Genomic DNA, 23,585 nt, shown 5'->3' with positions numbered 1-23,585 from the left:
GGGATCACGACTACTATTAGAGCTAGTACTAGCTAGTCTAGTACTAGAGGAATTAGTAAAAACGAGGGACGTCCGGAGCTGTCGGACGTCCCTCGTGACCGGGGAATCAGCGGCGGGACGAGGATCCCGCCGGCACCGATGCGATGGGCTCTCGCGGTCCCGACCTGCGCCTGCCGCCCAGGGCGAGCGCCACGGCGATGGCGGCGGCAACGCCGACGCCGGCCCAGAGCAGCGGGTTGCTCCGCAGGTCGCCGGGCAGTTGCTGGGCGAGGACGAAGACGCCCATCACCACGACGAACCAGCCGAACGCCTTGCGCAGGACATCCGCGGGGATCTTCCCGGCGAGCCGGGCGCCGGCGAAGCTGCCGAGGATGGCGGCGAGGGTGACGGCGGCGGCCAGTCCCCAGTTGATACTCACGCTGGAGAGGTAGCCGGCGAGGCCGGCGAACGACTTCATCGCGATGACCACCAGCGAGGTACCGACGGCCACCGGCATCGGCAGGCCGCCGAGCAGCGCCAGGGCGGGCACCACCAGGAATCCGCCGCCCGCACCGACCAGGCCGGTGACCAGACCGACCACCACACCGTCGAGGATCACCCGCAGGACCGGCAGCTCGTGCGGCGCGGGCTTGCCCTCGGCGGAGCGCCGGCCGCGGATCATCGCGACCGCCGTGGCCAGCATCATGATCGCGAACCCGGTGAGCAGGATGCCGGCCGGGACGAACTCGGCGAGCCGGCCGCCGGCGTAGGCGCCGGTCATGCCGGCGAGGCCGAAGATCAGGCCGGTGCGCCACCGGACCCGGCCGGCCCGGGCGTGCGGCAGCATTCCCACGGCGCTGGTGGCGCCGACGACGAGCAGCGAGGTGGCGATGGCCTCCTTGGCCGGCAGGTCGGCGACGTAGACCAGCAGTGGTACGGCGAGGATGGAGCCGCCGCCGCCGAGCAGGCCGAGGCTGATGCCGATGACGACGGCCAGCGCGACGGTCAGCAGCAGGGTTGCGCTCATGCGCGCTCCCCGGTGCCGTCCCGCAGTTGGCCGACGATGGTGTCCAGGTCGCAGCTGGCGCCCCGGTTGTACGGCAGCTTGCCGAGCAGCATGCCCATGGCGCAGGTGTTGGTGACGGCGGCGAAGGTGAGGCCGGCGCCGATGAACCCGGCGACCCACTTCAGGCCGGGCACGAAGATGGAGCCCAGGACGCTGGCCAGCACGATCGAGCCGGCGACGAGGCGAACCTGACGCTCCAGGTCCCAGCGCTGCTTGCCCTGCTTGATCGGGGCGTTCGCCGCCTGCCAGGCCAGCATGCCGCCGTTGAGGACCTTGAGGTTCGGCAGGCCGACCCCGGCGAGCGCCTGCTCGGCCTGGGTGGCCCGGGCACCGGAGCGGCAGATCAGGACGACGTCCTCGTCGAGGTGGTTGCGCAGTTCCTCGCGGTGTTCCTTCAGCAGGTCCAGCGGAACGTTGTAGGCGCCGGGGATGTGGGAGGTCTCGAACTCCGCCGGGGTGCGGACGTCGAGCAGCCGCGGCGGCCGCCCGGCGGCGATCAGTTCGCGCAGGCTGGTGGCGTCGAGGGTGGCGGGGCTGGTGGTCTCGGAAGTGCTCATGACTCCTCATTCAGGAAGAAGCGACGGATGTGACGGCAGGGGTGTGCCGGCCGGCGCGCGGTGACGCCGGCCGGGCTCGGGTACGGGTCAGGCGTTGTCGGCCATGGCGACGCCGGCCGCCTCGGCCCGGTCGAACTTGTCGTCGATGACGACGACCTCGCGGCCGGCGTTGGCCAGCAGCGACGCCGCCGCGGTGGCCCGGTAGCCGGAGCCGCAGTGCACCCACACGGCGCCGGCGGGCACGTCGGCGAGCCGCTTGGGCAGGTCGGGCAGCGGAATGTGTACCGCGCCCTCGATGTGCCCCGCGCGCCACTCGTTGGCCATCCGCACGTCGAGGACCACGTCCGGGGCCGGCAAACCGGCCGGGAGGTCCCCCGCGTGGGCGGCGGCCAGTGCCGGGAAGTCGGCCATCCGCAGCTCGCGAAGCTGCCCGGGCTCGGCGGCCCACCGCTCGGCCTCGCCGGTGGCCTGGGCGGCCGGCCGGTCGATGCCGATCCGGACCAGCTCGCGCTGGGCGTCCGCGACCTGCTCCGGCGTCTCGGCGAGCAGGGTGATCGGCACTCCCCAGTCGATCAGCCAGCCGAGCCAGGTGGACATCGGACCGTCGAGCCCGAGGCTGACCGTGCCGGCCAGGTGCGACGCCGCGTACGCCTTGCGGTGCCGCAGGTCCACGACCCACTGGCCGGCGGCGATCCGCTCGCGCAGCGCGGCGGCGTCGGCCCGGGTCACCGGGGTGAGGTCCACCGGGGCCGGGCCGGCGAAGTTCGCCACGCCCATGTGGGCGTAGTACGCCGGGTAGGCGTCGAGTCCGGCGAGCGTCTCGGTGACGAACTCGTCGGCGGCGAGGCGCAGCACCGGGTTGGCCTGCTTCTCCCGACCGATCGTCGATTCGGGGGCGTCGGCCTGACTCGCCGAGCAGAAGCTGCCGAAGCCGTGCGTCGGCCACACCTGCGCCCCGTCGGGCAGCAGGTCGGCCAGCCGCTGCGCCGAGGCGTGCTGGTGGTGGGCCAACTCGTGGGCGTGCTGCTTGCCGAGCAGGTCGGTGCGCCCGGTCGTGCCGAACAGCAGCGACCCGCCGGTGAAGACGCCCGCCGGGCGCCAGTCACCGTCGACGGCCTCGTCGAGGACGTACGACAGGTGGTGGAAGGTGTGGCCCGGGGTGGCGACCACGCGCAGGCGCAGGCCGTCCGAGACGGGCACCACGTCGCCGTCGGAAACCGGACGACGATCGAAGCCGACCTCGTCGGCCGCGGCAACCAGGTAGTGGGCGCCGGTCACCCGGGCCAGTTCCAGTCCGCCGGAGACGTAGTCGTTGTGGATGTGCGTCTCCACCACGTGGGTGATCCGCACCCCCTTCGCGCCGGCGAGGTACAGGACCCGGTCGATGTCGCGCTGCGGGTCGACCACGATGCCGACCTGCCCGTCCGAGGCCAGGTAGCTGCGGTCGCCGAGCGAGGACGTCGCGATGACGGACACCTCTACTGCCATTGCCGTTCTCCTTCCCAATCCCTAGATACCCGGGGGGGTATGCAGGAAACAGAGTTCTGCGCCAACTCGATCCGGCAGACGCCTACCCCCCCCACGCCGCGCCTACGCGGCGTGGGTCAGGTCATCTTCCGTTCAGGCCAGAGCCAGGAAGAGCTTCTCCAGCTCCTCCTCGGTCATCTCCGGCGTCTCACCACGGTCGCGCGCGGCGTTGCAGTGCCGCATGCCCGAAGCGATGATCTTGTAGCCCGCGCGGTCGATCGCCTTCGACACCGCAGCGAGCTGGGTCAGTGCCTCACGGCAGTCCTGACCGCTCTCCATCATCTCGATGACCGCGTTGAGCTGGCCGCGCGCCCGCTTGAGCCGGGTCAGGGCCTCGCTGGTCATTTCAGGTCGAAGCTTCACCGCACTACCTCCTGCACTCCAACATACCCCAGGGGGTACCCACCCCGCCAGCCGGCTCGGATATACCCCCCACCGTATGCCCAACCCCGAGGGCCGCCGGTGGATTCCCGCCGTCGACGAAGGCGCTGCCGGCGGCCGACCCGTCAATCCAGGAGCGGCACGGGATGCTCCGCGGCCTGGCCTGAGCGGCCCGGCATCGGCGCATCGCCGCCGGCCGGCCCCTCCGGCCGGCATGATGTCAAGCGAGGAGAGAACCATGAGCTATGCGATGACGATCCGAGTGTCCGCCGACTTCGCCCCGACCCTGGAGCGCGTCCGGGCGGCGCTGAAGGACCAGGGTTTCGGGGTGCTGACCGAGATCGACCTGCGGTCGACGCTGCGCGAGAAGCTCGGGGTGGAGCTGGCGGAGTACGTCATCCTGGGCGCCTGCAACCCCCCCCTGGCGCACCGCGCGGTGCAGGCGGATCCGGGCATCGGGTTGCTCCTGCCGTGCAACGTCGTCGTCCGTGCCGACGGACCGGACAGCACCCTGGTGCAGGCCATGGACCCGCAGGTGATGGTGCGGCTCAGCGACGCGCCCGAGTTGCCGGCGGTGGCGGATGAGGCCGCCGCGCGGCTGCGGGCGGCGCTGGACGCCGTGTCGCACTGACGCCCGGCGGGGTGCGGGCCTCGGCCCGCACCCCGCATTCGCCGGGTCAGCGGCCGGCGGCGCTCGCGGCCAGCTTCGCCCGCACCTCGTCCATGTCGAGGTCGCGGACGGCCTGGATCACCTGCTCCAGCGCGGCCGCCGGCAGGGCGCCGGGCTGGGCGAAGACCAGGACGCCGTCCCGGAACGCCATCAGTGTCGGGATCGACCGGATCTGGGCCGCCGCGGCGAGGCCCTGCTCCGCCTCGGTGTCGACCTTGCCGAACACGATGTCCGGGTGCTTCTCGCTGGCCTTCTCGAAGACCGGCGCGAAGCTGCGGCAGGGGCCGCACCAGTTCGCCCAGAAGTCGATCAGGACGATCCCGTCCCGGCTCACGGTCTCCTCGAAGTCGGCCGCGGTCAACGCCACGCTCGCCATGTCCCACCTCCGTGCCTCGACGGCGTTCTCCAGCCCCGGCAACATACCCCAGGGGGTATATATTCCCGTTGACCACCCGTGCAGCAGGAAGGAATGCGCGGGCAGGCGACCTGAGTTACGGTCGATGTCATACCCCCGGGGGTATTCGGAGAAGGAGGCACGATGCGAGAGGTGAACCTGGCGGACTTCGCCGCCGCGCACGCCGCGGGCGCCGTCGTGGTGGATGTCCGAGAGCCGTTCGAGTACGTCGAGGGTCACGTGCCGGGCGCCCGGTCGGTGCCGCTGGCCCAGCTGCCCGCGGCGGTCGGGGACCTTCCCCGCAGCCGCCCGGTGTATGTCATCTGCGCCAGCGGCAACCGCAGCCTGACCGCCGCGCAGTTCCTGGCCCGTGCCGGCATCGACGCCCGTTCCGTCGGCGGTGGCACCGGCGGGTGGATCCGCAGCGGCCGTCCGGTGGCGACCGGGGCGGACGCGTGAGGCGAAGAGCCGCCAGCCGGGCCGCTTGATCTGACAGACCCTGGGCGCGAAGCCCCGGAAGGGCGGGACCTTCGACCCGAGAGATACCCCGGGGGGTATGCGCTATCGTTGGGCGCATCGCCGGTCATCACTGCGAAGGAGTTCAGCACCATGTTGTTCACCCAGTACTACCTGGACTGCCTGTCCCAGGCGTCGTACCTCGTCGCCGACGACACCACCGGACGCGCGGTGCTCGTCGACCCGCGTCGGGACATCGACGAATACCTGACCGACGCGCGGGCGCACGGCCTGACCATCGAAGGGGTCGTCAACACCCACTTCCACGCCGACTTCCTCGCCGGCCACCTCGAGGTCGCCGCGGCCACCGGAGCCTGGATCGGCTACGGACACCGGGCCGAGACCGAGTACCCGAGCCGCAAGCTGCACGACGGCGACCGGATCAGCCTCGGTGACGTGACCCTGGAGATCATGGAGACCCCGGGCCACACGCCGGAATCCATCAGCATCCTGGTCTACGAGCGGGCCGACGACGCCGTGCCGTACGGCGTGCTGACCGGCGACGCCCTGTTCATCGGCGACGTCGGCCGGCCGGACCTGCTCGCCTCGCTCGGCGTCACCGCCGACGAGCTGGGCCGCATGCTCTACGACAGCGTCCAGCGCAAGCTCATGGGCCTGCCCGACGAGGTACGGGTCTTCCCCGCACACGGCGCGGGATCCGCCTGCGGCAAGAACCTCTCCACCGAGCGGCAGTCCACCATCGGCGAGCAGCGCCGCACCAACTACGCCTGCGCCCCGATGGGCGAGGAGCAGTTCCTCGCGCTGGTCACCGGCGGGCAGCCGGCCGCGCCCGGCTACTTCGCGTTCGACGCGGTACTCAACCGCAAGGCTCGCGAACTGTTCGACCACAGCAAGGCCCCCCGGCCGCTCAGCGCCGCCGAGTTCGCCGGGGCCCGGGCCGAGGGTGCGGTGGTGATCGACGCCCGCGACCCGCAGGAGTTCGCCGCCGGCCACGTGCGTGGGGCGATCAACGTCCCGGCCGACGGCCGGTTCGCCGAGACCGCGGGCAGCGTCGTCGCGCCGGACCGCAGGGTGCTCGTGGTCGCTCCGCAGGACCGCGAGGAGGAGATCGTCGTACGCCTCGCCCGGATCGGTTTCGACCAGGTCGTCGGCTACCTGCGCGAGCCCGAAGGGGCCTTCCTGGAGATGGTCGCCGACATGGCGCGCGCCAGCCGGCTCACCGCCAGCGACCTGCACACGGCCCTCGACACCCCCGAGCCGCCGGTGGTGCTCGACGTCCGCACCGCCGGTGAGCGGGAGCAAGGCGCCGTCGACGGCTCGCTGCACATCCCGGTCGCGGAGCTGCCCCGGCGCCTCGACGAGGTGCCGACCGACCGCCCGGTCGTCGTGCACTGCGCCGGCGGGTACCGCTCGTCCGTCGCGGCCAGCCTGCTCCGCACCGCGGGTCGGACCGATGTCTCCGACCTGCTCGGCGGGTACGGCGCCTGGCAGACGCTGCACGCCGGCGTCTGACCGCCGGGCGGGACAACCTGGAATGTGGGTGACCGAGGGCTCCGGCCCTCGGTCACCCGTCCGTACCGGCTGAGGAGAACGGATGAGCAGCGACCTGCGTACGCCGGCTACCCCCGTCGGGCCGAGGCTGGGGCTGCGGGCGAACGCGGCCCAGTTCCTCCTGCTCGTCGCGGTCAACGCGCTGGTGGGCGGAGTGCTCGGCACCGAGCGCACCGTGCTGCCGCTGCTCGGCGAGCGGGAGTTCCAGCTGACCGCCTACACCGCCGCCCTGACCTACATCCTCGCCTTCGGGGCGACCAAGGCGGTCACCAACTTCTTCGCCGGCACCCTCTCCGACCGGTACGGCCGCAAGCCCGTGCTGCTGGCCGGCTGGCTGGTGGCCATCCCCGTACCGTTGCTGCTCATCTGGGCGCCCAGCTGGGGTTGGGTCGTCGCGGCCAACGTGCTGCTCGGCGTCAACCAGGGACTTGCCTGGTCCACCACGGTGATCATGAAGATCGACCTGGTCGGGCCGCACCGGCGCGGCCTCGCCATGGGGCTGAACGAGGCCGCCGGCTATCTCGCGGTGGCCGCGACGGCGCTGGCCACCGGAGCCCTCGCCGCGCGGTACGGGCTGCGCCCCGCGCCCTTCCTGCTCGGTGCCGCCTACATCGCGGTGGGCCTGGGCCTGTCCGTGCTGCTCGTCCGGGAGACGCGGGGCCACGCCCACCACGAGGCGGCCACCCACCAGGGCGGGGCCCACCACGGCGGCCTCACCACCCGGCAGGTCCTGAAGCTGGTCAGTTGGCGGGAACCGGCCCTCAGCTCGGCCAGCCAGGCCGGCCTGGTGAACAACCTCAACGACGGCCTCGCCTGGGGACTGTTCCCGGTGCTCTTCGCCGCCGCGGGCCTCTCCCTGCCCCGGATCGGTGTGCTGGCCGCCCTGTACCCCGCGGTGTGGGGACTCGGCCAACTCCTCACCGGTCCGCTCTCCGACCGGGTCGGCCGCAAGCCGCTGATCGTCGGCGGGATGCTGATCCAGGCCGGTGCGCTCGGGCTGATCGCCGGGGGCGACAGTTTCGGCGCGTGGGGGACGGGTGCGGCGCTGCTCGGCGCCGGCACCGCGATGGTGTATCCCACCCTGCTGGCGGCGATCGGCGACGTCGCCCATCCGGCGTGGCGCGCTCGCGCCGTGGGCGTCTACCGGCTCTGGCGGGACGCCGGATTCGCCGTGGGCGCCCTGACGGCCGGACTGCTCGCGGACCTCGTCGGCATCCGGGGGGCCACCTGGGCGGTGGCGGCCCTCACCGCCGCGTCCGGTCTGCTCGTCGCCGTCCGGATGTACGAGACCCACGTGGGCCGGGTCGCCGCCCGGCCCGCCGGAGCGGCCTGAGCGACCGGACCGGCGGGATACAGGGGAACGGAGTCAGGTTGCCGCCGCTCAGTGCGCGTGGGCTTGTACGCCTGCTGGCGGTTTCACGGCCGGGACGACGAGCAGTGCCAGGACGGCGGAGGCCGCGGCCACGATCGCGGCGAAGGTGAAGCCACGGGCGAAGCCGATGCTGCCGCTGCCGGAGATGCTCGCCGCCGCGATGCTGGAGACCACGGCGACGCCGAGGGCGGCGCCGAACTCGTGGAAGGTGCTGAGGATTCCCGACGCGATTCCCGCCTCGTGCTGGGCCACCTGTCCCAGTGCGGTCGTGGAGGCGGCGACGAAGGCGGCGCCGATTCCCGCCGCGCCGACGCTGATCCCGGTCACCACTACAGCCGGGCCGGCCCAGAAAGCGGCTACCGCGGTGCCGAGGGCGGCGATCGCGAGGCCGGTCACCGCGACATACCGGGCGCCGAGGCGGCCAACGACACCACCGGCGACCTGCGCGCCGATGATCGTCGCCACGGCGACCGGCAGGAACAGCAGTCCGGTCCGCAGCGCGCCGTAGCCCCTGTGGTGCTGCAGGTAGAACGAGCCGAGGAAGAACACCGCGATCATCAGCGCGGTCGCCACCAGGATCAGGAACGTGCCACCGGCGACCGACCGACGGGCCAGGATCCGCAGGTCCATCAGCGGCGACCGCACGGTGCGTTGCAGGACCGCGAACAGGACGTACAGGACGACGGCACCGGCCAGAGTCCCGAGGCTCGTGGCGGTCAGCCAACCCCGGTCACCCGCGTTGATCAGCGCGTAGATCGCCGTACCGGTTGCGGCCGTGACCAGGATGGCGCCCGGAACGTCCAGCCGCGCCCGCGCGGCGTGCGGCAGCTCCGCCGGCAGCATCCGGGCCAGTGCCACCAGCACGATCAGACCGATGGGCACGTTGATGTAGAACACCCACTGCCAGCCAGGACCGGCGGTCAGGACGCCGCCGAGCAGGACACCGATCGCCGACCCGCCACCGCCCAGGGCCGACCAGATGCCGAGCGCCTTGTTGCGCTCGTCCCCGTGGAAGATTCGCGTCACCACGGACAGCGCCGCGGGTGACAGCATCGCCGCGCCGACGCCCTGCGCGACGCGACCGCCGATGAGCACCGCGGCCCCGGCGGCCAGACCGGTGACCAGCGACGCGACGGTGAACACGAGCAGGCCGAGCAGCACCACCCGCCGGGAACCGAACAGGTCCGCCGCTCGCCCGCCGAGCAGCATCAGGCCGCCGAACATCAACGTGTAGGCGCTGACCACCCAGGTCAGCGTGTCCCGTTGCAGGCCGAGGTCCGCGCCGATGTGCGGTAGTGCGATCGCCACCACGGTGACGTCGAGGATGAGCATGAACTGAGCGACGCCGAGCAGTGCCAGCATGCGCCAGCGGCGGGGGTCGGTAGCGGTGTTTTCCGGTTGGTCGACGGCCTGAGCGGTCACGGCGTCGCCTCCAATTCGAACAGCAGTGTTTGACTTGTGCCGGGTACAGTAACTCGTACAGCACTGTTCGACAAAGGGGGTTTACGTGCCGGGTCCGACGCCAGCGAAGTCGCCGGTCAGGCGAGCGGACGCGCAGCGCAACATCGCGGCAATACTCGAGGCCGCGGTGAACGCCCTGAGCCGCAACCCGGATGCCAGCGTCAGCGAGATCGCGAAGGCGGCCGGCGTCGGACGGGTCACCCTCTACGGCCACTTCCCGAACCGGGACGACCTCGTCGAGGCCGCGCTCGCCAGCGCCATCGAACAGGGCCACGCCGCACTCGATGCGGTCGATCTGACCGGCGACACCCGGCAGGCGCTCGGCCGGCTGGTCCACTCCAGCTGGCAACTGGTCAACCAGTCCCGCTCGCTGCTGCTCGCCGCACAGGGAGTCCTTCCACCCGGCCGGATCCGCGACCTGCACGCCGGCCCGGTCGCACGCGTCGAAGGCCTCGTGAAGCGCGGCCAGGAGGAAGGGGTGTTCCGCCGCGACCTGTCCACGTCATGGCTGGTCGGCGTGATGCACAGCGTCATGCACAACGCCGCCGACGAGATCAACGCCGGCCGCCTCGACCCTGACCAGGCCGCGGCGTTCATCACAGCGACCGTCCTGGCCGCCTTCACGCCGCCCGGAGGTCGCGTTCCCAGCTGAGCGCACCTGGGGCGGGGCGGTGCGGCGGGCGTACGCCGAAGTCCTCCCCGCGTCGGTCACCTCTGGCGTAGCTCGCGGAGAAGCTCGAGGCACTCTCCGTATGCCCGGTCATCGGCATAGCCGGAGTGTCCGAGCGTGGCCGGATACGAGTTGTCGCCCACCGGTCTGGCAAACTCCGGGTCGATGATCCTCCGGTCGACCTCCCGCGTGGTGCCCGCGATGCCCGCGGTGGCCCCTTGGTCGCCGCCTGTGTCGACCGCCGTGACGTCGCGAAGGATCCACCCGCCGATCGGGTCGCTGGGTCGGTAGAGGTTGCGCCACGGCCAGCGGGCCCGAGCGCTGTCGGTGAGGTCCAGGGGAGCGCCCACCAGGAAGGCACCGGTACGGGACAGGGCGGCGGGTCCGAGATATGCGGGGAAGAAGCGTGCGTAGATCCGGCGCAGCGGGCTGCCGTAGGTGAGCAGGGCGACCCGTGCGCTTTCCGCATAGGTGAGTTGCATGACCACGGCCGCACCGATGACCGTGCCCTGGGAATGGCAGGACAGCAGGACCCGACCGCCGCAGCTGCAGCCGAGGTACCTGATCCGCCTGGTGAGGTCCGGAACCGCCCGCTCGGCGTAGCACGGGGGCGCGAGCGGATGCGTGGCGCGCGGCCAGAAGGTGCCCACGTCCCACAGCACGCCGACGGTCCGGCGGAACCTGGGGTTGCGGTAGGCCTGGCGCCCGACGTAGAGGAGGCCGGCCGCGAACCCGCCGACGAGGAGGTCGCCGATGTTGACCGCCCACCGCGCGTGTGTGTAGACCCAGCTCCGGTCGACCAGGTAACCGACCACGCCGGCCGCGGTCAGCGCGGCGACCAGCACGGCGAACCCACCACTGACCCGTTCACCCACGTCACTGGCGGTTGCGCGGGACCAGGCGGCGGCGATGTGGCGTGCGCGTCGCAGGGTCTCGGCGTGCTGCGGGTCGTCGGGCGTGCGGAGAGCGTCCGCGATCTTCTCCGTCGGATAGGCCGGGACAACCTGATCGCGCAGCATCGTGTCGGCGGTGCGCCGCACGAGCCACACCATGACACCCGCCAGCAGTAGCACGGTCGCGGTCACCGGGACCGCCATCGCCGCCCCCCAGAAGTACACCAACGGGACGACGAAGGCGTCGGCGGAGCGGTCGGTCGGTGCCGGCTTGCCCAGGACATGCGCCACCGCCAGGGCCAGCCCGGCGGCGAAGGCACCGGCGAGCACCACAGCGAACATCATCAGCGCAGGCGTCGCGAGCCCGGACCACGCCGGTGACTGTTCCGCCTCCGGGCTCGCCCTCCTCGTCCAGGCGCGACGCACGAGCAGGAGGACCAGCACCGCCAGCAGCAGGACGACCTGCGCCGCGGCCAGCACCTCGACCGCACCCGCGAGCCACGGCAACTGCGTACGCGCGTTGCCCGTCACCCGCACCGGTGCGTTGACGCCGGGCTGCCAGACCACCACCGCCGCGAGAACGCTCACGACCAGGGCCAGCCACGGCAGGTGCGTGTAGAGATCCCGCCGGCCGTCGTGTTCACCGCCCGCACCCGGGCGGGGGCGATCGTTGCGGAGGCAGACCAGCACCACTGCCAGTCCCAGCAGGACCAGCGCAAGTCCGAGCAGGACCACCGCAGCCCCGGCCCAGGCGAACTCCAGGGTCGCCCCGGGCCGCACGGCGCGAAGGCCCCGATCCTGGCCGGCGAAGGGTGCCAGTAGGAAGGCGCCGACCAGCGCGAAGCCCGCCGCGACGTGCGCGGAACGCAGTTGGCGCACCTGGCTCGCGCCGTTCCACATCCGGCGGTCCTCCAGCGGCGTGCGGTCCCGCTCCTCGGGAGGGGCGTGCGGCACTGTCGCCGTCTCCAGCTCCCGCCAGGTCTTGTTCGCCAGCCACCACAGCAGGCCCACCACCGCCAGTGGCAGCACGGCGGTCACGCCGATCCGCCGGCCAGGCAGATCCAGCCAGGGCCAGGTCAGGAAGCTCAGCCACGGAACGCGGTCGGTGCAGTCGCGCGCCGGGCGCACACACTGCCAGCCGAAGAAGTCCATCGAGACCAGGACGACGGCCATGACGAGAGTGAGCGTTATCGACAGCGCGAACAGCCGCAGCAGCACCTCCGCCCACCGCCGCCGGGCACCCCGGCCCCCGTCGTCGACGCCCACGTGCGGCAGGGCGAAGAAGGCGACATTCACCAGCAGGAACGGGGTGAGCAGGAGCCACAGCGCCCGCTGCCCGCTGCCGGCGGTCAACCCACCCCACGAGTACGCCTCGAGCCGCTCATCCGCCGTGTCGACGGAGGTCTGCTTCGCTTCCCACTGCCGGCGGTAGAAGCCCGCCTCGGCGTCTCCCGCCACCCGCGTGACGTGGGGGTGTGCCAGCATGCGCTCCGGCGGAGTTCCGGACACCCCGTGAACCCGCAACTCGGTCCAGCCGCCGCAGTCCCGGTTCACGTAGCCGGCCACGGTCCACCTCCGGCGCCACCACAACCCTCCATGCCTCTATAACGCGTCACCTCCCGCCCCGGCACCGACGGCCAACCGCAGCCGGGGCTGCGTCCCACCCGGTGCGGCACCGCACAAAGTGGGACGCGCCGAAACGGCTAACGCGACGTCGGTCTACCGCACGCCCTGGTCGTGCGGGACGGTGACGGTGACGGTGCAGCCGACCGGCCGGCCGATCTCGTCGTGGCCGCCGTACGTCAGCGTGTAGACCCGGTCCCCGCCGTTGCCCGACCGTTCCGCCCGCAGCTTGCCGGCGGTGTCGGGTGCGCCCACGGTGAAGTCGCTGACGTCCGCGGCGTCGCCGCCGGTCACGCCGGTGAGGGCGAACGCGTTCGGGCCGAGCACGCCGTCGCGCAGGTCCACGGTCACGGCCACGTCGACCAGTTCGTGGTTCGGCGGCCACAGGACCGGCCGGTCCACGGAACAGTCCAGCTGCCGCTGCGGCACCGGCTCGGGCAGCGTGGCGACCGCGTGGCCGATCGTCGCGGTGAGCCGCCCGCCGGCCTCGTAGTACATGTGCATGGTGCGTCCGTCGACGTAGAACGTCGGTGCGGCCGACCGGCCCAGGTCGGGTGCGGCGGTCATCGAGTCGTGGACGATGCCGAGGTGGATCTCCTGGTCGAAGTTCTCCCCCACGTCGACGGCGTGCATGTTGCCGTCGGCGGCGTGGAAGATGACCAGGTTGCGGCCGTTCCAGCGCAGGAAGAACGGTCCGGACGCGTTGGGGCCCTCGATGCCCTGTGGGGTCACGATCGGTTCGGGCTGGATGGTCCAGGTTCGCGCGTCGTTGGAGACCGCCCAGCGGATCCGGCGGGAGACCGGGCCGGTCGGTCCGGGCGGCGCCGCCGTGGGGTTGTCCATGAAGACCATCAGGTAGCGGGTGCCCAGGCGCGGCACGGACTGCTCGAACACCCGGGCGTACGACGTCTCGCCACCGGTCGTCGCGTCCCGGGCGACCGCCGTCCCGCCGTAGCTGAAGTGGATGCCGTCGTCGGAGGTGGCGTAGCGGGTGATCGAGTTCTCGCCGTGGTAATAGAGGAACAGCTTGCCCTCCCCCTCCACCCACACCGCGTGCGGGGAGGACACGTGGCTGACGGTCGGGTAGTGCGGCAGCCAGGTGTTGCTGATCAGCGGGTTGGCCTGGTACTCGGTCCAGGGGCCGTCGATCGAGTCGGCGTACGCGAGGGCGATCCCGCCGGGCCGCTCGTGCGGGGCGTAGTACATGTAGTACGTCCCCAGCGGGTTCGGGAAGTAGTCGGCGGCCCGGATGACGCTCGGGAAGATGAACTCGTTCGTCGGGTTGTAGTCGAGGGTGCTCTTGTCGAAGGCGGTTCCCGCGTAGGTGAACCGCGGGAAGTCGACGGCCGGGTCGGCGGTGGCCGGCGCGGCGCCGGCCAGGGTGGCGACGAGCAGGCCGGCGCCGGCCGCCGCGGTGACGGCGCGGCGGGGGGATGAGACAGATGCTCTCGTCATGCGTCTTCCTCTTCGGATCGGTCGAACGCTGGACTGTCCTGATCGGATGGCCGGAGCCGGTCCTGGGCGCACGACGCCGGGGGCCGCACCGCGACGTGCGATCGACCTGCAGTGACGCTGAGTTAAGGCGTGCGCGGACCCGACCGTCGACCGTCCGACCGGCCCACGGTGCTAATACGTATTAGCATCTATGTTTCTCGAATGTTGCGCGGTCGGACGGCGTCCTGTCAAGAGGTGGCACCGTCCACCTTGGCCCTCGCCCGCCAGCCAACCGGGCCGGAACCGCCGCGAACCCGCCCTCGCCCACTAATACGCATTACTCCAGGGACTTCATCTGGTCGAAATCTCGCGTCATCCTCTTGACACCGGCGGCGGCGCGAGCCAGGCTCCTTGCCAACGCCGAGCGCTAATACGCATTAGCCGCACCGGAAGGACCCGTCGTGGCCACTCCCCCCAGACGCGTCACCCAGCGTGACATCGCCCGCTTGGCGGGTGTCAGTCAGGCGACGGTGTCCCTGGTGCTCAACAACCGGGCCGACGCCGAGGTCCGGATCGCCGCGGAGACCCGCGACCGGGTGCTGCGGGCGATCGCCGAGACCGGGTACGCCGCGGACCCGGTGGCCCGCCGGCTGGCCGCGCGGTTCAACCGGATCATCGGTGTCTTCACCTACGAGCCCGCGTTCCCCAGCGGCAGCCGGGACTTCTTCCACCCGTTCCTGCTCGGCATCGAGGAGTACGCCGAGCGCGTCGGCTGCGACCTGCTGCTGTTCACCAGCGCACCGGTGGTCGAGGGCCGGCGACGCATCTTCCACCAGGACAACCGGTTGCGCCTGGCCGACGGGTGCATCCTGCTCGGCCGCGAGATCGACGGCGCGGAGCTGTTGCGGCTCAACCGCGACGGATACCCGTACGTCGCCGTGGGTCGCCGCGACGACGCCGGCGGGCCGGTCCCCTACGTCGGCGCGGACTACGCCACGGCGGTGAGCCGGCTCGTCGAGCTGGCGCTGCTCCGCGGCCACCGACGCCTCGCCTACCTGAGCATGGGCGGCACCGCCGAGTCCTCCGAGGACCGCCGCCGCGGGTTCGACGCCGCCGCGTCGACCGCGGAGAGCGCCCGGCAGTTGACCGCGACCGCCGGGGACGCCGAGACGGTCCTCGACGACCTGCTCGCCGACGGGACGACCGTCGCTCTGGTGGAGGACTTCGCCACCGCCGTGGCGATCGAGTCGGCCACCCGGCGGCGCGGGCTGACCGTCCCGGACGACCTGTCGATCATCACGCTCGGCGACCCGACGGTGCCGGTTCCCACCGACATCGCGTTCACCGGGTTCCACATCCCCCGCGAGGAGATGGGCCGGCAGGCCGTCGAGGTGTTGCGGGGCGTCATCGACGGCAGCGCCGCCGGCGTTCAGCAACGACTCCTCCCCTGCGAACTCGTCGAGGGCGACACCCTCGGCACCCCCGATCCGGCGGCCGACCGCCGCTGAGGCGGTCGGCCGCTCAACTGGAAGGAAGCAAGTGGTACAGATGCGTGCGGACGTCCTCGTCGTCGGGGGCGGACTGGGCGGCGTGGCCGCCGCGCTCGCCGCGGCCCGGGCCGGCCGGTCCGTCATCCTGACCGAGGAGTTCGACTGGCTCGGCGGGCAGCTCACCAGCCAGGCCGTGCCGCCGGACGAGCACTCCTGGATCGAGCAGTTCGGGGCAACCGCCAGCTACCGCGCCCTGCGCAACGGCATCCGCGACTACTACCGCCGCCACTACCCGCTGACCGAGCGCTCCCGCGGCTGGACCGACCTCAATCCGGGTGCCGGCTGGGTGAGCCGGATCTGCCACGAGCCCCGGGTGGCCGTGGCCGTCCTCGAGCAGATGCTCGCCCCCTACCGCGGCGCCGGCCGGTTGACAGTGCTCCAGCCGTACCGGCCGGTGGCCGCGGAGACCGACGGGGACCGGGTCACCGGCGTCACGCTGGCCCATCGGGACCGCGACGACCGGATCGACGTCACCGCGCCGTACATCCTGGACGCCACCGAGACCGGCGAGCTGCTGCCGCTGACCGGCACCGAGTACGTCACCGGGTTCGAGTCGCAGGCGCAGACCGGGGAACCGAGCGCACCCGCCGAGGCGCAGCCGATGAACATGCAGGCCGTCTCGGTCTGCTTCGCGATCGACCACGTCGACGGCGACCACACCATCGACCGCCCGGCCGACTACGACTTCTGGCGGGACTACAAGCCCGACTTCTGGGGTGACCGGCTGCTGTCCTGGCGGTCGCCGCACCCCCGCACCCTGGAGATCGTCGAGCGCAGCTTCACCCCCAACCCCGACGACGACCCGTTGAGCGTCAACGCCGACCAGCGCCTCAACCCCGGCGACGGCAACCTGTGGACGTTCCGGCGGATCGCCGCCCGGCGCAACTTCACCGACGGGTCGTACGGCAGCGACATCACCCTGGTGAACTGGCCGATGATCGACTACTTCGAGGGCCCGGTGATCGACGTGCCGAACGCGTCGTGGCACCTGGCCAAGGCCCGGGAGCTGTCGTACTCGGTGCTGTACTGGCTGCAGACGGAGGCGCCCCGGCCCGACGGCGGCACCGGCTTCCCCGGGCTGCGGCTGCGTGGCGACGTGACCGGCAGCCGGGACGGCCTGGCGCAGGCGCCCTACATCCGGGAGTCCCGCCGGATCCGGGCCGAGTACACGGTGGTCGAGCAGGACCTCTCGCTGGCCGTGCGGGGCCAACACGGCGCCGTCCAGTACCCCGACTCGATCGGGCTGGGGATGTACCGCATCGACCTGCACCCGTCGACCGGCGGCGACAACTACATCGACGTCGGCTCCTGCCCGTTCGAGATCCCGCTCGGCGCGCTGATCCCGCAACGGGTGGAGAACCTGCTGCCGGCCGGCAAGAACATCGGCACCACGCACATCACCAACGGCAGCTACCGGCTGCACCCGGTCGAGTGGAACGTCGGCGAGGTCGCCGGCCTGCTCGCCGACTTCTGTCTGGCGCGGGGCGAGTCCCCGCGCGCGGTCCGCGGCACCCCCCGCCTGCTGGCCGAATTCACCGACCGTGTCTCGGCCGCCGGCGTCGAACGGCGCTGGCCGCAGATCGCGGGCTACTGAAACCCCCGGTGAGGAGAAGGATATGAGAACAGGAAAGGGTCTACGCGTTGTCGCCGCGGCGCTGACCGGCGCTCTCGCCCTGTCCGCCTGCGGCGGCGGCGAGGCCGAGGACAACGGCCCGGCCAGCCTCCGGGTGACCGTATGGTCGGCCAACGAGGCGCACCTGAAGCTGTTCAACGAGATCGCCGACGAGTACCGCAAGAGCCACCCCGACGTCGCCGAGATCAAGTTCGACCCGCTGCCGTTCGAGAACTACACCACGACGCTGACCACCCAGATCGCCGGCGGCAACGCCCCCGATCTGGCGTGGGTGTTCGAGAACTCCGCCCCCGACTTCGTCGCCTCGGGCGCGCTGCTGCCGCTGGACGAGACCCTCAAGAAGGCCGAGGGTTACCAGTACGACGACATCTCCCCGGCCACGCTGAAGCTCTGGCAGAACGACGGGAAGCTGTACGCGTACCCGTTCTCGACCTCGCCGTTCGGTGTCTTCGTCAACAACGACCTGCTGAAGCAGGCCGGCCAGAAGACCCCGGCCGAGCTCATCGCCGCCGGCCAGTGGACCTGGGACGCCGCGCTGGCCGCCGCCGGCGCCACCCAGACCGCCACCGGCAAGGCCGGCCTGGTCATCCGCGACTTCGACTACAAGGGCTGGGACAACCTGTCCACCTTCTGGACGGGCTGGGGTGCGCAGGCGTGGAGCGAGGACGGCAAGTCCTGCGGCTTCGCCAGCCCGGAGATGGTCGACGCGATGACCACCCTGCACAAGGCGATCTTCACCACGAAGGCGCTGCCCGGACCGGGCACGACCGCCGACTTCTTCGCCGGTGACGCCGCCATGACGGTCACCCAGATCTCCCGCGCCTCGCTGCTGAAGGACGACGGCTTCGCCTGGGACCTGGTGCCTCTGCCGGCCGGGCCGAAGGGGCCGTACGCGGTGGTCGGGCAGGCCGGCATCGGGGTGATGAAGCGCAGCCCGCACGCCGACGTCGCCGCCGACTTCCTCGCGTTCCTGACCAACCCCACCAACTCGGCCAAGCTGGCCCAGTTCTTCCCGCCGCCGCGCCAGTCGCAGCTGACCGCGGAGACGCTGGCCAAGACGAACCCGAAGCTGAAGCCGGAGCAGTTGCAGAAGGTCGTCATCGACGGCATCACCAGCGGCGTCGTCAAGCCGAGCCACGCCGGGCAGGCCGAGCTCAGCCAGCAGGTCCGCGCCGGGCTGGACCCGCTGTGGAAGCCGGACGCGGACGTCAAGGCCGTCCTGGACGGGGTCTGCGCCAAGATCCAGCCGCTGCTGGCGAAGTAAGGAACCCGATGACCCGTACGGACACCAGGGTGGGCCCGGCCGAGGCCCGGCCCGCCCTGGTCCCGGCGCGGCCGTTCTGGACCAGCCGCCGCCGCGACCACCTCACCGGATATCTCTTCATCGCGCCGCAACTGATCGGCAGCGCGGTGTTCGTGATCCTGCCGCTGATCCTCGTCGTCTGGTACAGCCTGCACGAGTGGAACGTGCTCGCCGGCACGTTCGAGTTCGTCGGCACCGACAACTACGCGGCCCTGGCGGAGGACCCCAACCTCGGGTCGGTGCTACGGGCCACCGGCCTGTTCTCCGTCGGCCTGGTGGTGTTCAACCTCGCCCTGGCGTTGCTGCTGGCGGTCCTGCTGCACCAGAAACTGCGCGGGACGATCGTGTTCCGCACCCTGTTCTTCTCCCCCGTCGTCGTGTCGCTGGTGGCCTGGACCATCGTGTGGGGCTTCCTGCTGCAGGACAACGGCGGCGTCAACGGCCTGCTCGACACGGTCGGGGTGGACGGCCCGAACTGGCTGCGCGGCGAGGGCACCGCGATGCTGTCGGTCATCGTCGTGCAGGTCTTCAAGAACGTCGGCCTGAACATGGTGCTGTTCCTCGCCGCCCTGCAGGGCGTGCCCGGCGAGCTGTACGAGGCCGCCGAGGTGGACGGGGCCAGCCGGATGCGCCAGTTCTGGCGGATCACCGTACCCCTGATCAGCCCGACGATCCTGCTCACCTCGATCATCACCGTGGTCGGCTCGCTCCAAGTCTTCGCACAGATCGCGGTGCTCACCCAGGGCGGTCCGGGCACCTCGACCACGGTGCTCGTCTACTACCTCTACCAGCAGGCCTTCCAGTTCCATCACTTCGGCTACGGCGCCACGCTGTCGATCGTGCTGTTCGCCATCGTGCTCGCGCTCACCGTGCTGCAGTGGCAGATGCGCAAGAGGTGGGTCTTCCATGAGTCGTGACCTGTCGCCGCGGACCAAGCTGGTGCTCTACGGGGTGCTGCTGGTCCTGGCGATCCCGTTCGTCTTCCCGACCTGGTGGATGGTCACCTCGTCGCTCAAGCCGGTGTCGGACATCTTCGCCTTCCCGCCGCAACTGCTGCCGGTCAACCCGCGGCTGGACGCGTACCAGCGGGTGTTCGAGTTGCAGCCGTTCGGCCAGCAGTACCTGAACAGCCTCTACATCGCCCTGGTGGTCACCGTCGGCACGCTGGCCGTGTCGGCCCTGGCCGGATACGCCTTCGCGCGGATCCGGTTCCGCGGGCAGAACGTGCTGTTCCTGGTCGTCCTCGCCGGCCTGCTCATTCCGAGCGAGGTGACGATCGTGCCGCTGTTCCAGATGTTCTTCAAGCTCGGCCTGGTCAACACCCACTGGCCGTTGATCCTGGTGCCGATCCTCGGCGCGCCGAGCGTGCTGGCCACCTTCATCATGCGGCAGTTCTTCATCAGCCTTCCCGGCGAGCTGGAGGAGGCGGCCCGGGTCGACGGGCTCGGCCGGTTCGCCACCTTCTGGAAGATCGCCCTGCCGCTGTCGCGGCCCGCCCTGGGCGCGGTCGCGATCTTCACCTTCCTGCACAGCTGGAACCTCTACCTGGAACCGATCGTGTTCCTCTCCTCGCCGGAGAAGTTCACCCTGCCGCAGGCGCTCACCCAGTTCGTCGACGCCTACGGCGGCCCGATGTGGGACGTCCAGCTCGCCGCAGCCTCGATGACCGCGCTGCCGGTGCTGGTGGTCTTCGTCATCGCGCAGAAGCAGTTCGTCGAGGGCCTCGCACACACCGGCCTGAAGGGATGAGCGGGGCCGTGGTCGGGGTCGACATCGGCGGCACCAAGACTGCGGCGGCGGTGGTCGGGCCGGACGGGGCGGTGCTCGCGCGCCGCCAGGCGCCCACCCCGGCCCGGTCCGGGCCCGCCGCCGTCCTGGACACCGCCGCGCGGCTGGCCGCGGACCTGCTCGACGCGGCCGGCCCCGGACCGGTCGGGGTGGGGACCGCCGGCACTGTCGACCCGGCGACCGGCACCATCCGGTACGCCACCGACAGCCTGCCGGGCTGGACCGGCACCCCGGTCGTCGACGCCCTGGCCGGGCGGCTGGGTCGACCGGTCCGGGTCACCAACGACGTGAACGCCGCCGCGCTGGGCGAATGTTGGGCCGGTGCCGCGCGGGGCTGCCGCGACGTACTGCTGGTGGCGGTCGGCACCGGCCTGGGCGGGGCGATCGTCCGGGACGGCCGGATCGAGGACGGCGCCCGCGGCGGCGCTGGCGAGGTCGCGCACCTGCCGGCCCCGGGCGCCGACCGGCTGCGCTGCGGCTGCGGCCGGTACGGGCACCTGGAGGCGATCGCCTCGGGCACCGGCCTGGCCGCCGCGTACGCCGAGCAGACCGGCTCGCCGGTCACCGGGCAGGCCGTGGCGGAACGGGCGGCCGCCGGGGACGTCACCGCGCGGCAGGTGCGGGACCGGGCCGGCGCCACCCTGGGTGCCGCGCTGGCCGGGCTGGTGGCCCTGCTCGATCCGCAGGCGGTCGTGGTCGCCGGTGGCGCGGCCGCCGCCCTGCTGCCCGCGGCATCCACCGCCTACGCGGCCGAACTGCCGGCGGGCTGGGCCGACGTGCCGCTGCTGCCCGCCGCGCTCGGAGCGGACGCGGTCGTGGTCGGGGCGGCCCGACTGGCCCTGGGCGAAGCGTGACGACGGAGAGGACCAGACAGGTGAACGCCCTCGACGAGCTGGCCGGTGGGCTGGTGGTGTCCTGCCAGCCGCTGCCCGACGAGCCGGACGACCCGATGCGGGATCCGTACGTCCAGGCCCGGGTCGCCGCGTCGGTGGTACGCGGCGGCGCTTTAGCGGTCCGGGTCAACGGGCCGGACGACGTCCGCGCGGTCCGGGCCCTGGTCGACGTGCCGGTGATCGGGCTGTACAAGCACGGCACGGACGACGTCTTCATCACCCCGACGGCCGCCCACGCGGTCGAGGTGGCGCTCGCGGGGGCGCGGATCGTCGCGATCGACGCCACGGACCGGCCGCGACCGGACGGACGCACCTTCGCCGACACCGTCCGGGCGGTCCGGGAACGGACCGAGGCCCTGGTGCTCGCCGACGTCTCCACCGCTGCGGAGGGCGTCGCCGCCGTCGAGGCGGGCGCGGACGCCGTCGCCACCACGCTGTCCGGCTACACCGAGGCCAGTCCCCGGTCGGACCAGCCCGACCTCGAACTCCTGGCGCGACTGGTCGCACTGCTGCCGGTGCCGGTGCTCGCCGAAGGGCGGTACCGCACGACCGAGCAGATCCGTCGGGCGTTCGAGGCCGGCGCCCACGCGGTGGTGACGGGCAACGCCGTCACCTCGCCACTGTGGATCACCCGCCGGCTGGTACCGGCGACCCCCCGCGCGGGGGACGCCCCGGAGAACAGGGAGAGCAGATGAAGAGACGGACCCTCCTGGCCACCGGCGTCGCCGGGCTGACTGCCGCGACGATCGGCGGACCGGCGTCCGCCGCGGGACACGACCGGCGGCGGGCGGTGGCGCTGGTGCCGCTGGACGACCGGCCGGTCAACACCTGGTGCCCGCAGATGACCGCGGCGAGCGCCGGCGCCGAGGTGCGGCTGCCGCCCCGGGACCTGCTGGGCCGCTTCCTCACCCCGGGCGACGGCGCCGCCATCGCCCGCTGGCTCGGCGCGACCGGCGACGTCGACGGGTACGTGATCTCGGTCAGCATGCTCGCCTACGGCGGCCTGATCGCCTCCCGCACCGCCGCCCCGACCCTGGCCGCCGCGCTGGCGAACCTGGCAGCGATCCGGGACCTGCGCGCCACCCGGCCGGGTGCGGTGATCGAGGTGCACGACACCATCCAGCGGCTCGCCATCACCAGCACCGGCACGGACCTCGACACGTACCGGGACCTGCTGGTGGAGTGGGCGAAGCTCCACGACCAGGTGGTCAACCTCGGGCAGGAGGAGCTGCGGGCCCGGCTCGACACCGTCCGGGCGCAGATCCCGGACCAGGTGGTCGCGGACTACCTCGCCGCGCGGGCGCGCAACCACCAGGTCAACCGGCTGATGGTCGAGTGGGTCGCCGACGGCACCATCGACCACCTGGTGCTCTCCGAGGACGACACCGCGCCCGTCGGCCTGGCCCGGGCGGAGCGGGTCGAACTGGAGGCGCTGGTGGCGCGGCTCGGCGTCGGCGACCAGGTGGAGATCTTCCCCGGCGCGGACGAGGTCGACGCGCTGCTGGTCGCGCGGGTGCTCGCCGCCGGCACGGCGCCGAGCTACCGGGTCGAGTACGCCGGAATCTCCGGCGAGGAGTGGACCGCCCAACTGGAGGGCATCCCGTTCGCGGAGAACATCCGCCGGCACGTGAGCGCCGTCGGTGGACGGGTGGTGGACGGTGACGCGGACGTCGTGCTCGCCGTGAACACCCCCTCGGCGGCGCCCGCTCAGCGGGGCACCGACCTGGACGCCTTCGTCGGGCGGATCGGCGCGCTGCTGGCCGCCGGCACCCCGGTGATCGTGGTGGACCCGCTGATCGTGAACAAGGCGGACCACGACCTGGTCGCGCGGATGGAGGCCCGGCTGGACCTGGTGGCCCTGCTGTCGTACTCGGGGTGGAACACCGGGGGCAACGCGCTCGGGTTGGCGCTGGGGCACGGCACCGCCCGCTGGGCCCACCTGCGCTCCTCCGGCAGCGGGTACGGCGTGCCGGAACTGCGCGCACCCGCCCAGGCGCACGCCGAGTACCTGCTCTACCGGTTCGTCAAGGACGACGGGTGGAAGAACGTGCTGCAGGTCGAGGCGTACGCGCACGCCCGCGCCCAGGGCTGGAACCCGCTCGCGCTCACCGCTTCGCAGAAGAGCTACTTCGACGGCTGGATACGCGACCGGCTGGTGCCGCTGACCGAGCGCTACTTCGCCGACCACTTCGCCGGGCACCGCGTCCCGCTGGGCCGGCGGGGCGCGACGACGTTCACGGCGGCTCTGACGCAGGTGGAATCGATCCGGGTCGAGCTGCCGTGGGACCGGCTCTTCGAGGTGACGCTGGAGCCCCGGCTACGGCTGTCCTGACCGGACGGGCGCCCGCCGCCGTCCGCCGCCT

At 72.0% G+C, this 23,585-nt stretch carries 21 protein-coding genes; 13 read left to right on the top strand and 8 right to left on the bottom strand.

The window, feature by feature from the left end; genetic code table 11:
• Positions 1–106 precede the first annotated feature (106 nt).
• The 4 genes from GA0070609_RS07820 to GA0070609_RS07805 all read right to left on the bottom strand — a co-directional run bounded on the left by GA0070609_RS07820 (position 107) and on the right by GA0070609_RS07805 (position 3,492).
• Positions 107–1,006, bottom strand: a complete 900-nt coding sequence (locus GA0070609_RS07820; RefSeq protein ID WP_088993196.1) for a sulfite exporter TauE/SafE family protein — start codon at positions 1,004–1,006, stop codon at positions 107–109.
• Positions 1,003–1,602, bottom strand: a complete 600-nt coding sequence (locus tag GA0070609_RS07815; RefSeq protein ID WP_088993195.1) for a rhodanese-like domain-containing protein — start codon at positions 1,600–1,602, stop codon at positions 1,003–1,005. Before GA0070609_RS07815 ends, GA0070609_RS07820 begins: the two co-directional genes overlap by 4 nt.
• An 87-nt stretch (positions 1,603–1,689) precedes the next feature.
• Positions 1,690–3,090 carry an MBL fold metallo-hydrolase gene (locus GA0070609_RS07810; RefSeq protein WP_088993194.1) on the bottom strand — a complete coding sequence of 467 codons (1,401 nt, stop codon included), beginning with the start codon at positions 3,088–3,090 and terminating at the stop codon, positions 1,690–1,692.
• A 132-nt stretch (positions 3,091–3,222) separates the two neighbouring features.
• A complete protein-coding gene (locus GA0070609_RS07805) occupies positions 3,223–3,492 on the bottom strand; it encodes a metal-sensitive transcriptional regulator (RefSeq protein WP_088993193.1) in 270 nt (89 codons plus the stop codon).
• 256 nt (positions 3,493–3,748) lie between these two features.
• Here GA0070609_RS07805 and GA0070609_RS07800 point away from each other — a divergent pair, with 256 nt between their 5' ends.
• Complete coding sequence (locus GA0070609_RS07800; RefSeq protein ID WP_088993192.1) at positions 3,749–4,141, top strand: DUF302 domain-containing protein; 393 nt, start codon at positions 3,749–3,751, stop codon at positions 4,139–4,141.
• Positions 4,142–4,187: 46 nt separating this feature from the next.
• Here the strand turns inward: GA0070609_RS07800 and trxA are convergent, their stop codons facing one another.
• The gene (gene trxA, locus GA0070609_RS07795; RefSeq protein WP_088993191.1) at positions 4,188–4,556 is read right to left on the bottom strand and encodes a thioredoxin; all 369 of its coding nucleotides are present in this window, start codon (positions 4,554–4,556) and stop codon (positions 4,188–4,190) included.
• 162 nt (positions 4,557–4,718) lie between these two features.
• Here trxA and GA0070609_RS07790 point away from each other — a divergent pair, with 162 nt between their 5' ends.
• From GA0070609_RS07790 to GA0070609_RS34815, 3 genes are all read left to right on the top strand, one after another.
• Entirely contained in the window at positions 4,719–5,033 is a 315-nt protein-coding gene (locus GA0070609_RS07790) for a rhodanese-like domain-containing protein (RefSeq protein ID WP_088993190.1), read from the top strand.
• 150 nt (positions 5,034–5,183) lie between these two features.
• Positions 5,184–6,563 carry an MBL fold metallo-hydrolase gene (locus GA0070609_RS07785; RefSeq protein ID WP_088993189.1) on the top strand — a complete coding sequence of 460 codons (1,380 nt, stop codon included), beginning with the start codon at positions 5,184–5,186 and terminating at the stop codon, positions 6,561–6,563.
• Positions 6,564–6,645: 82 nt separating this feature from the next.
• Entirely contained in the window at positions 6,646–7,935 is a 1,290-nt protein-coding gene (locus GA0070609_RS34815; protein WP_088993188.1) for an MFS transporter, read from the top strand.
• A 48-nt stretch (positions 7,936–7,983) separates the two neighbouring features.
• On the opposite strand, the gene GA0070609_RS07775 is transcribed toward GA0070609_RS34815, so the two are convergent.
• Complete coding sequence (locus GA0070609_RS07775) at positions 7,984–9,396, bottom strand: MFS transporter (RefSeq protein WP_231928575.1); 1,413 nt, start codon at positions 9,394–9,396, stop codon at positions 7,984–7,986.
• Positions 9,397–9,481: 85 nt separating this feature from the next.
• Here GA0070609_RS07775 and GA0070609_RS07770 point away from each other — a divergent pair, with 85 nt between their 5' ends.
• Positions 9,482–10,087 (top strand): TetR/AcrR family transcriptional regulator, encoded by a 606-nt coding sequence (locus tag GA0070609_RS07770; protein ID WP_088993186.1) that lies wholly within the window; start codon positions 9,482–9,484, stop codon positions 10,085–10,087.
• A gap of 56 nt (positions 10,088–10,143) precedes the next feature.
• Here the strand turns inward: GA0070609_RS07770 and GA0070609_RS07765 are convergent, their stop codons facing one another.
• Positions 10,144–12,564 (bottom strand): hypothetical protein, encoded by a 2,421-nt coding sequence (locus GA0070609_RS07765; protein ID WP_088993185.1) that lies wholly within the window; start codon positions 12,562–12,564, stop codon positions 10,144–10,146.
• A 153-nt stretch (positions 12,565–12,717) separates the two neighbouring features.
• Positions 12,718–14,076 (bottom strand): glycoside hydrolase family protein, encoded by a 1,359-nt coding sequence (locus tag GA0070609_RS07760; protein WP_088993184.1) that lies wholly within the window; start codon positions 14,074–14,076, stop codon positions 12,718–12,720.
• Positions 14,077–14,516: 440 nt separating this feature from the next.
• Here GA0070609_RS07760 and GA0070609_RS07755 point away from each other — a divergent pair, with 440 nt between their 5' ends.
• The 8 genes from GA0070609_RS07755 to GA0070609_RS07720 are packed head-to-tail and all read left to right on the top strand — an operon-like array spanning position 14,517 to position 23,554.
• Positions 14,517–15,563: a LacI family DNA-binding transcriptional regulator gene (locus GA0070609_RS07755; protein ID WP_088993183.1), complete on the top strand. Its 1,047-nt coding sequence runs from the start codon at positions 14,517–14,519 to the stop codon at positions 15,561–15,563.
• Positions 15,564–15,603: 40 nt separating this feature from the next.
• Positions 15,604–17,199, top strand: coding sequence for an FAD-dependent oxidoreductase (locus tag GA0070609_RS07750; protein ID WP_088993182.1), 1,596 nt, complete (start codon positions 15,604–15,606; stop codon positions 17,197–17,199).
• A gap of 22 nt (positions 17,200–17,221) precedes the next feature.
• Complete coding sequence (locus tag GA0070609_RS07745) at positions 17,222–18,502, top strand: ABC transporter substrate-binding protein (protein ID WP_088993181.1); 1,281 nt, start codon at positions 17,222–17,224, stop codon at positions 18,500–18,502.
• 8 nt (positions 18,503–18,510) lie between these two features.
• On the top strand, positions 18,511–19,458 hold the full coding sequence (locus GA0070609_RS07740; protein WP_088993180.1) for a carbohydrate ABC transporter permease: 948 nt from the start codon (positions 18,511–18,513) through the stop codon (positions 19,456–19,458).
• Complete coding sequence (locus GA0070609_RS07735; protein ID WP_088993179.1) at positions 19,448–20,290, top strand: carbohydrate ABC transporter permease; 843 nt, start codon at positions 19,448–19,450, stop codon at positions 20,288–20,290. Before GA0070609_RS07740 ends, GA0070609_RS07735 begins: the two co-directional genes overlap by 11 nt.
• Positions 20,287–21,183, top strand: coding sequence for an ROK family protein (locus GA0070609_RS07730; RefSeq protein WP_088993178.1), 897 nt, complete (start codon positions 20,287–20,289; stop codon positions 21,181–21,183). The genes GA0070609_RS07735 and GA0070609_RS07730 overlap by 4 nt, the downstream gene beginning before the upstream one ends.
• 20 nt (positions 21,184–21,203) lie before the next feature.
• Positions 21,204–21,917 (top strand): N-acetylmannosamine-6-phosphate 2-epimerase, encoded by a 714-nt coding sequence (locus GA0070609_RS07725; protein ID WP_088993177.1) that lies wholly within the window; start codon positions 21,204–21,206, stop codon positions 21,915–21,917.
• Entirely contained in the window at positions 21,914–23,554 is a 1,641-nt protein-coding gene (locus GA0070609_RS07720; RefSeq protein WP_088993176.1) for a DUF4127 family protein, read from the top strand. The genes GA0070609_RS07725 and GA0070609_RS07720 overlap by 4 nt, the downstream gene beginning before the upstream one ends.
• Positions 23,555–23,585 lie beyond the last annotated feature (31 nt).

Source organism: Micromonospora echinaurantiaca (assembly GCF_900090235.1).
In the GTDB taxonomy this organism is placed as follows: domain Bacteria; phylum Actinomycetota; class Actinomycetes; order Mycobacteriales; family Micromonosporaceae; genus Micromonospora; species Micromonospora echinaurantiaca.
Note: the sequence above shows the minus strand (reverse complement) of the source record. Positions and strands in the feature narration are given on the sequence as shown.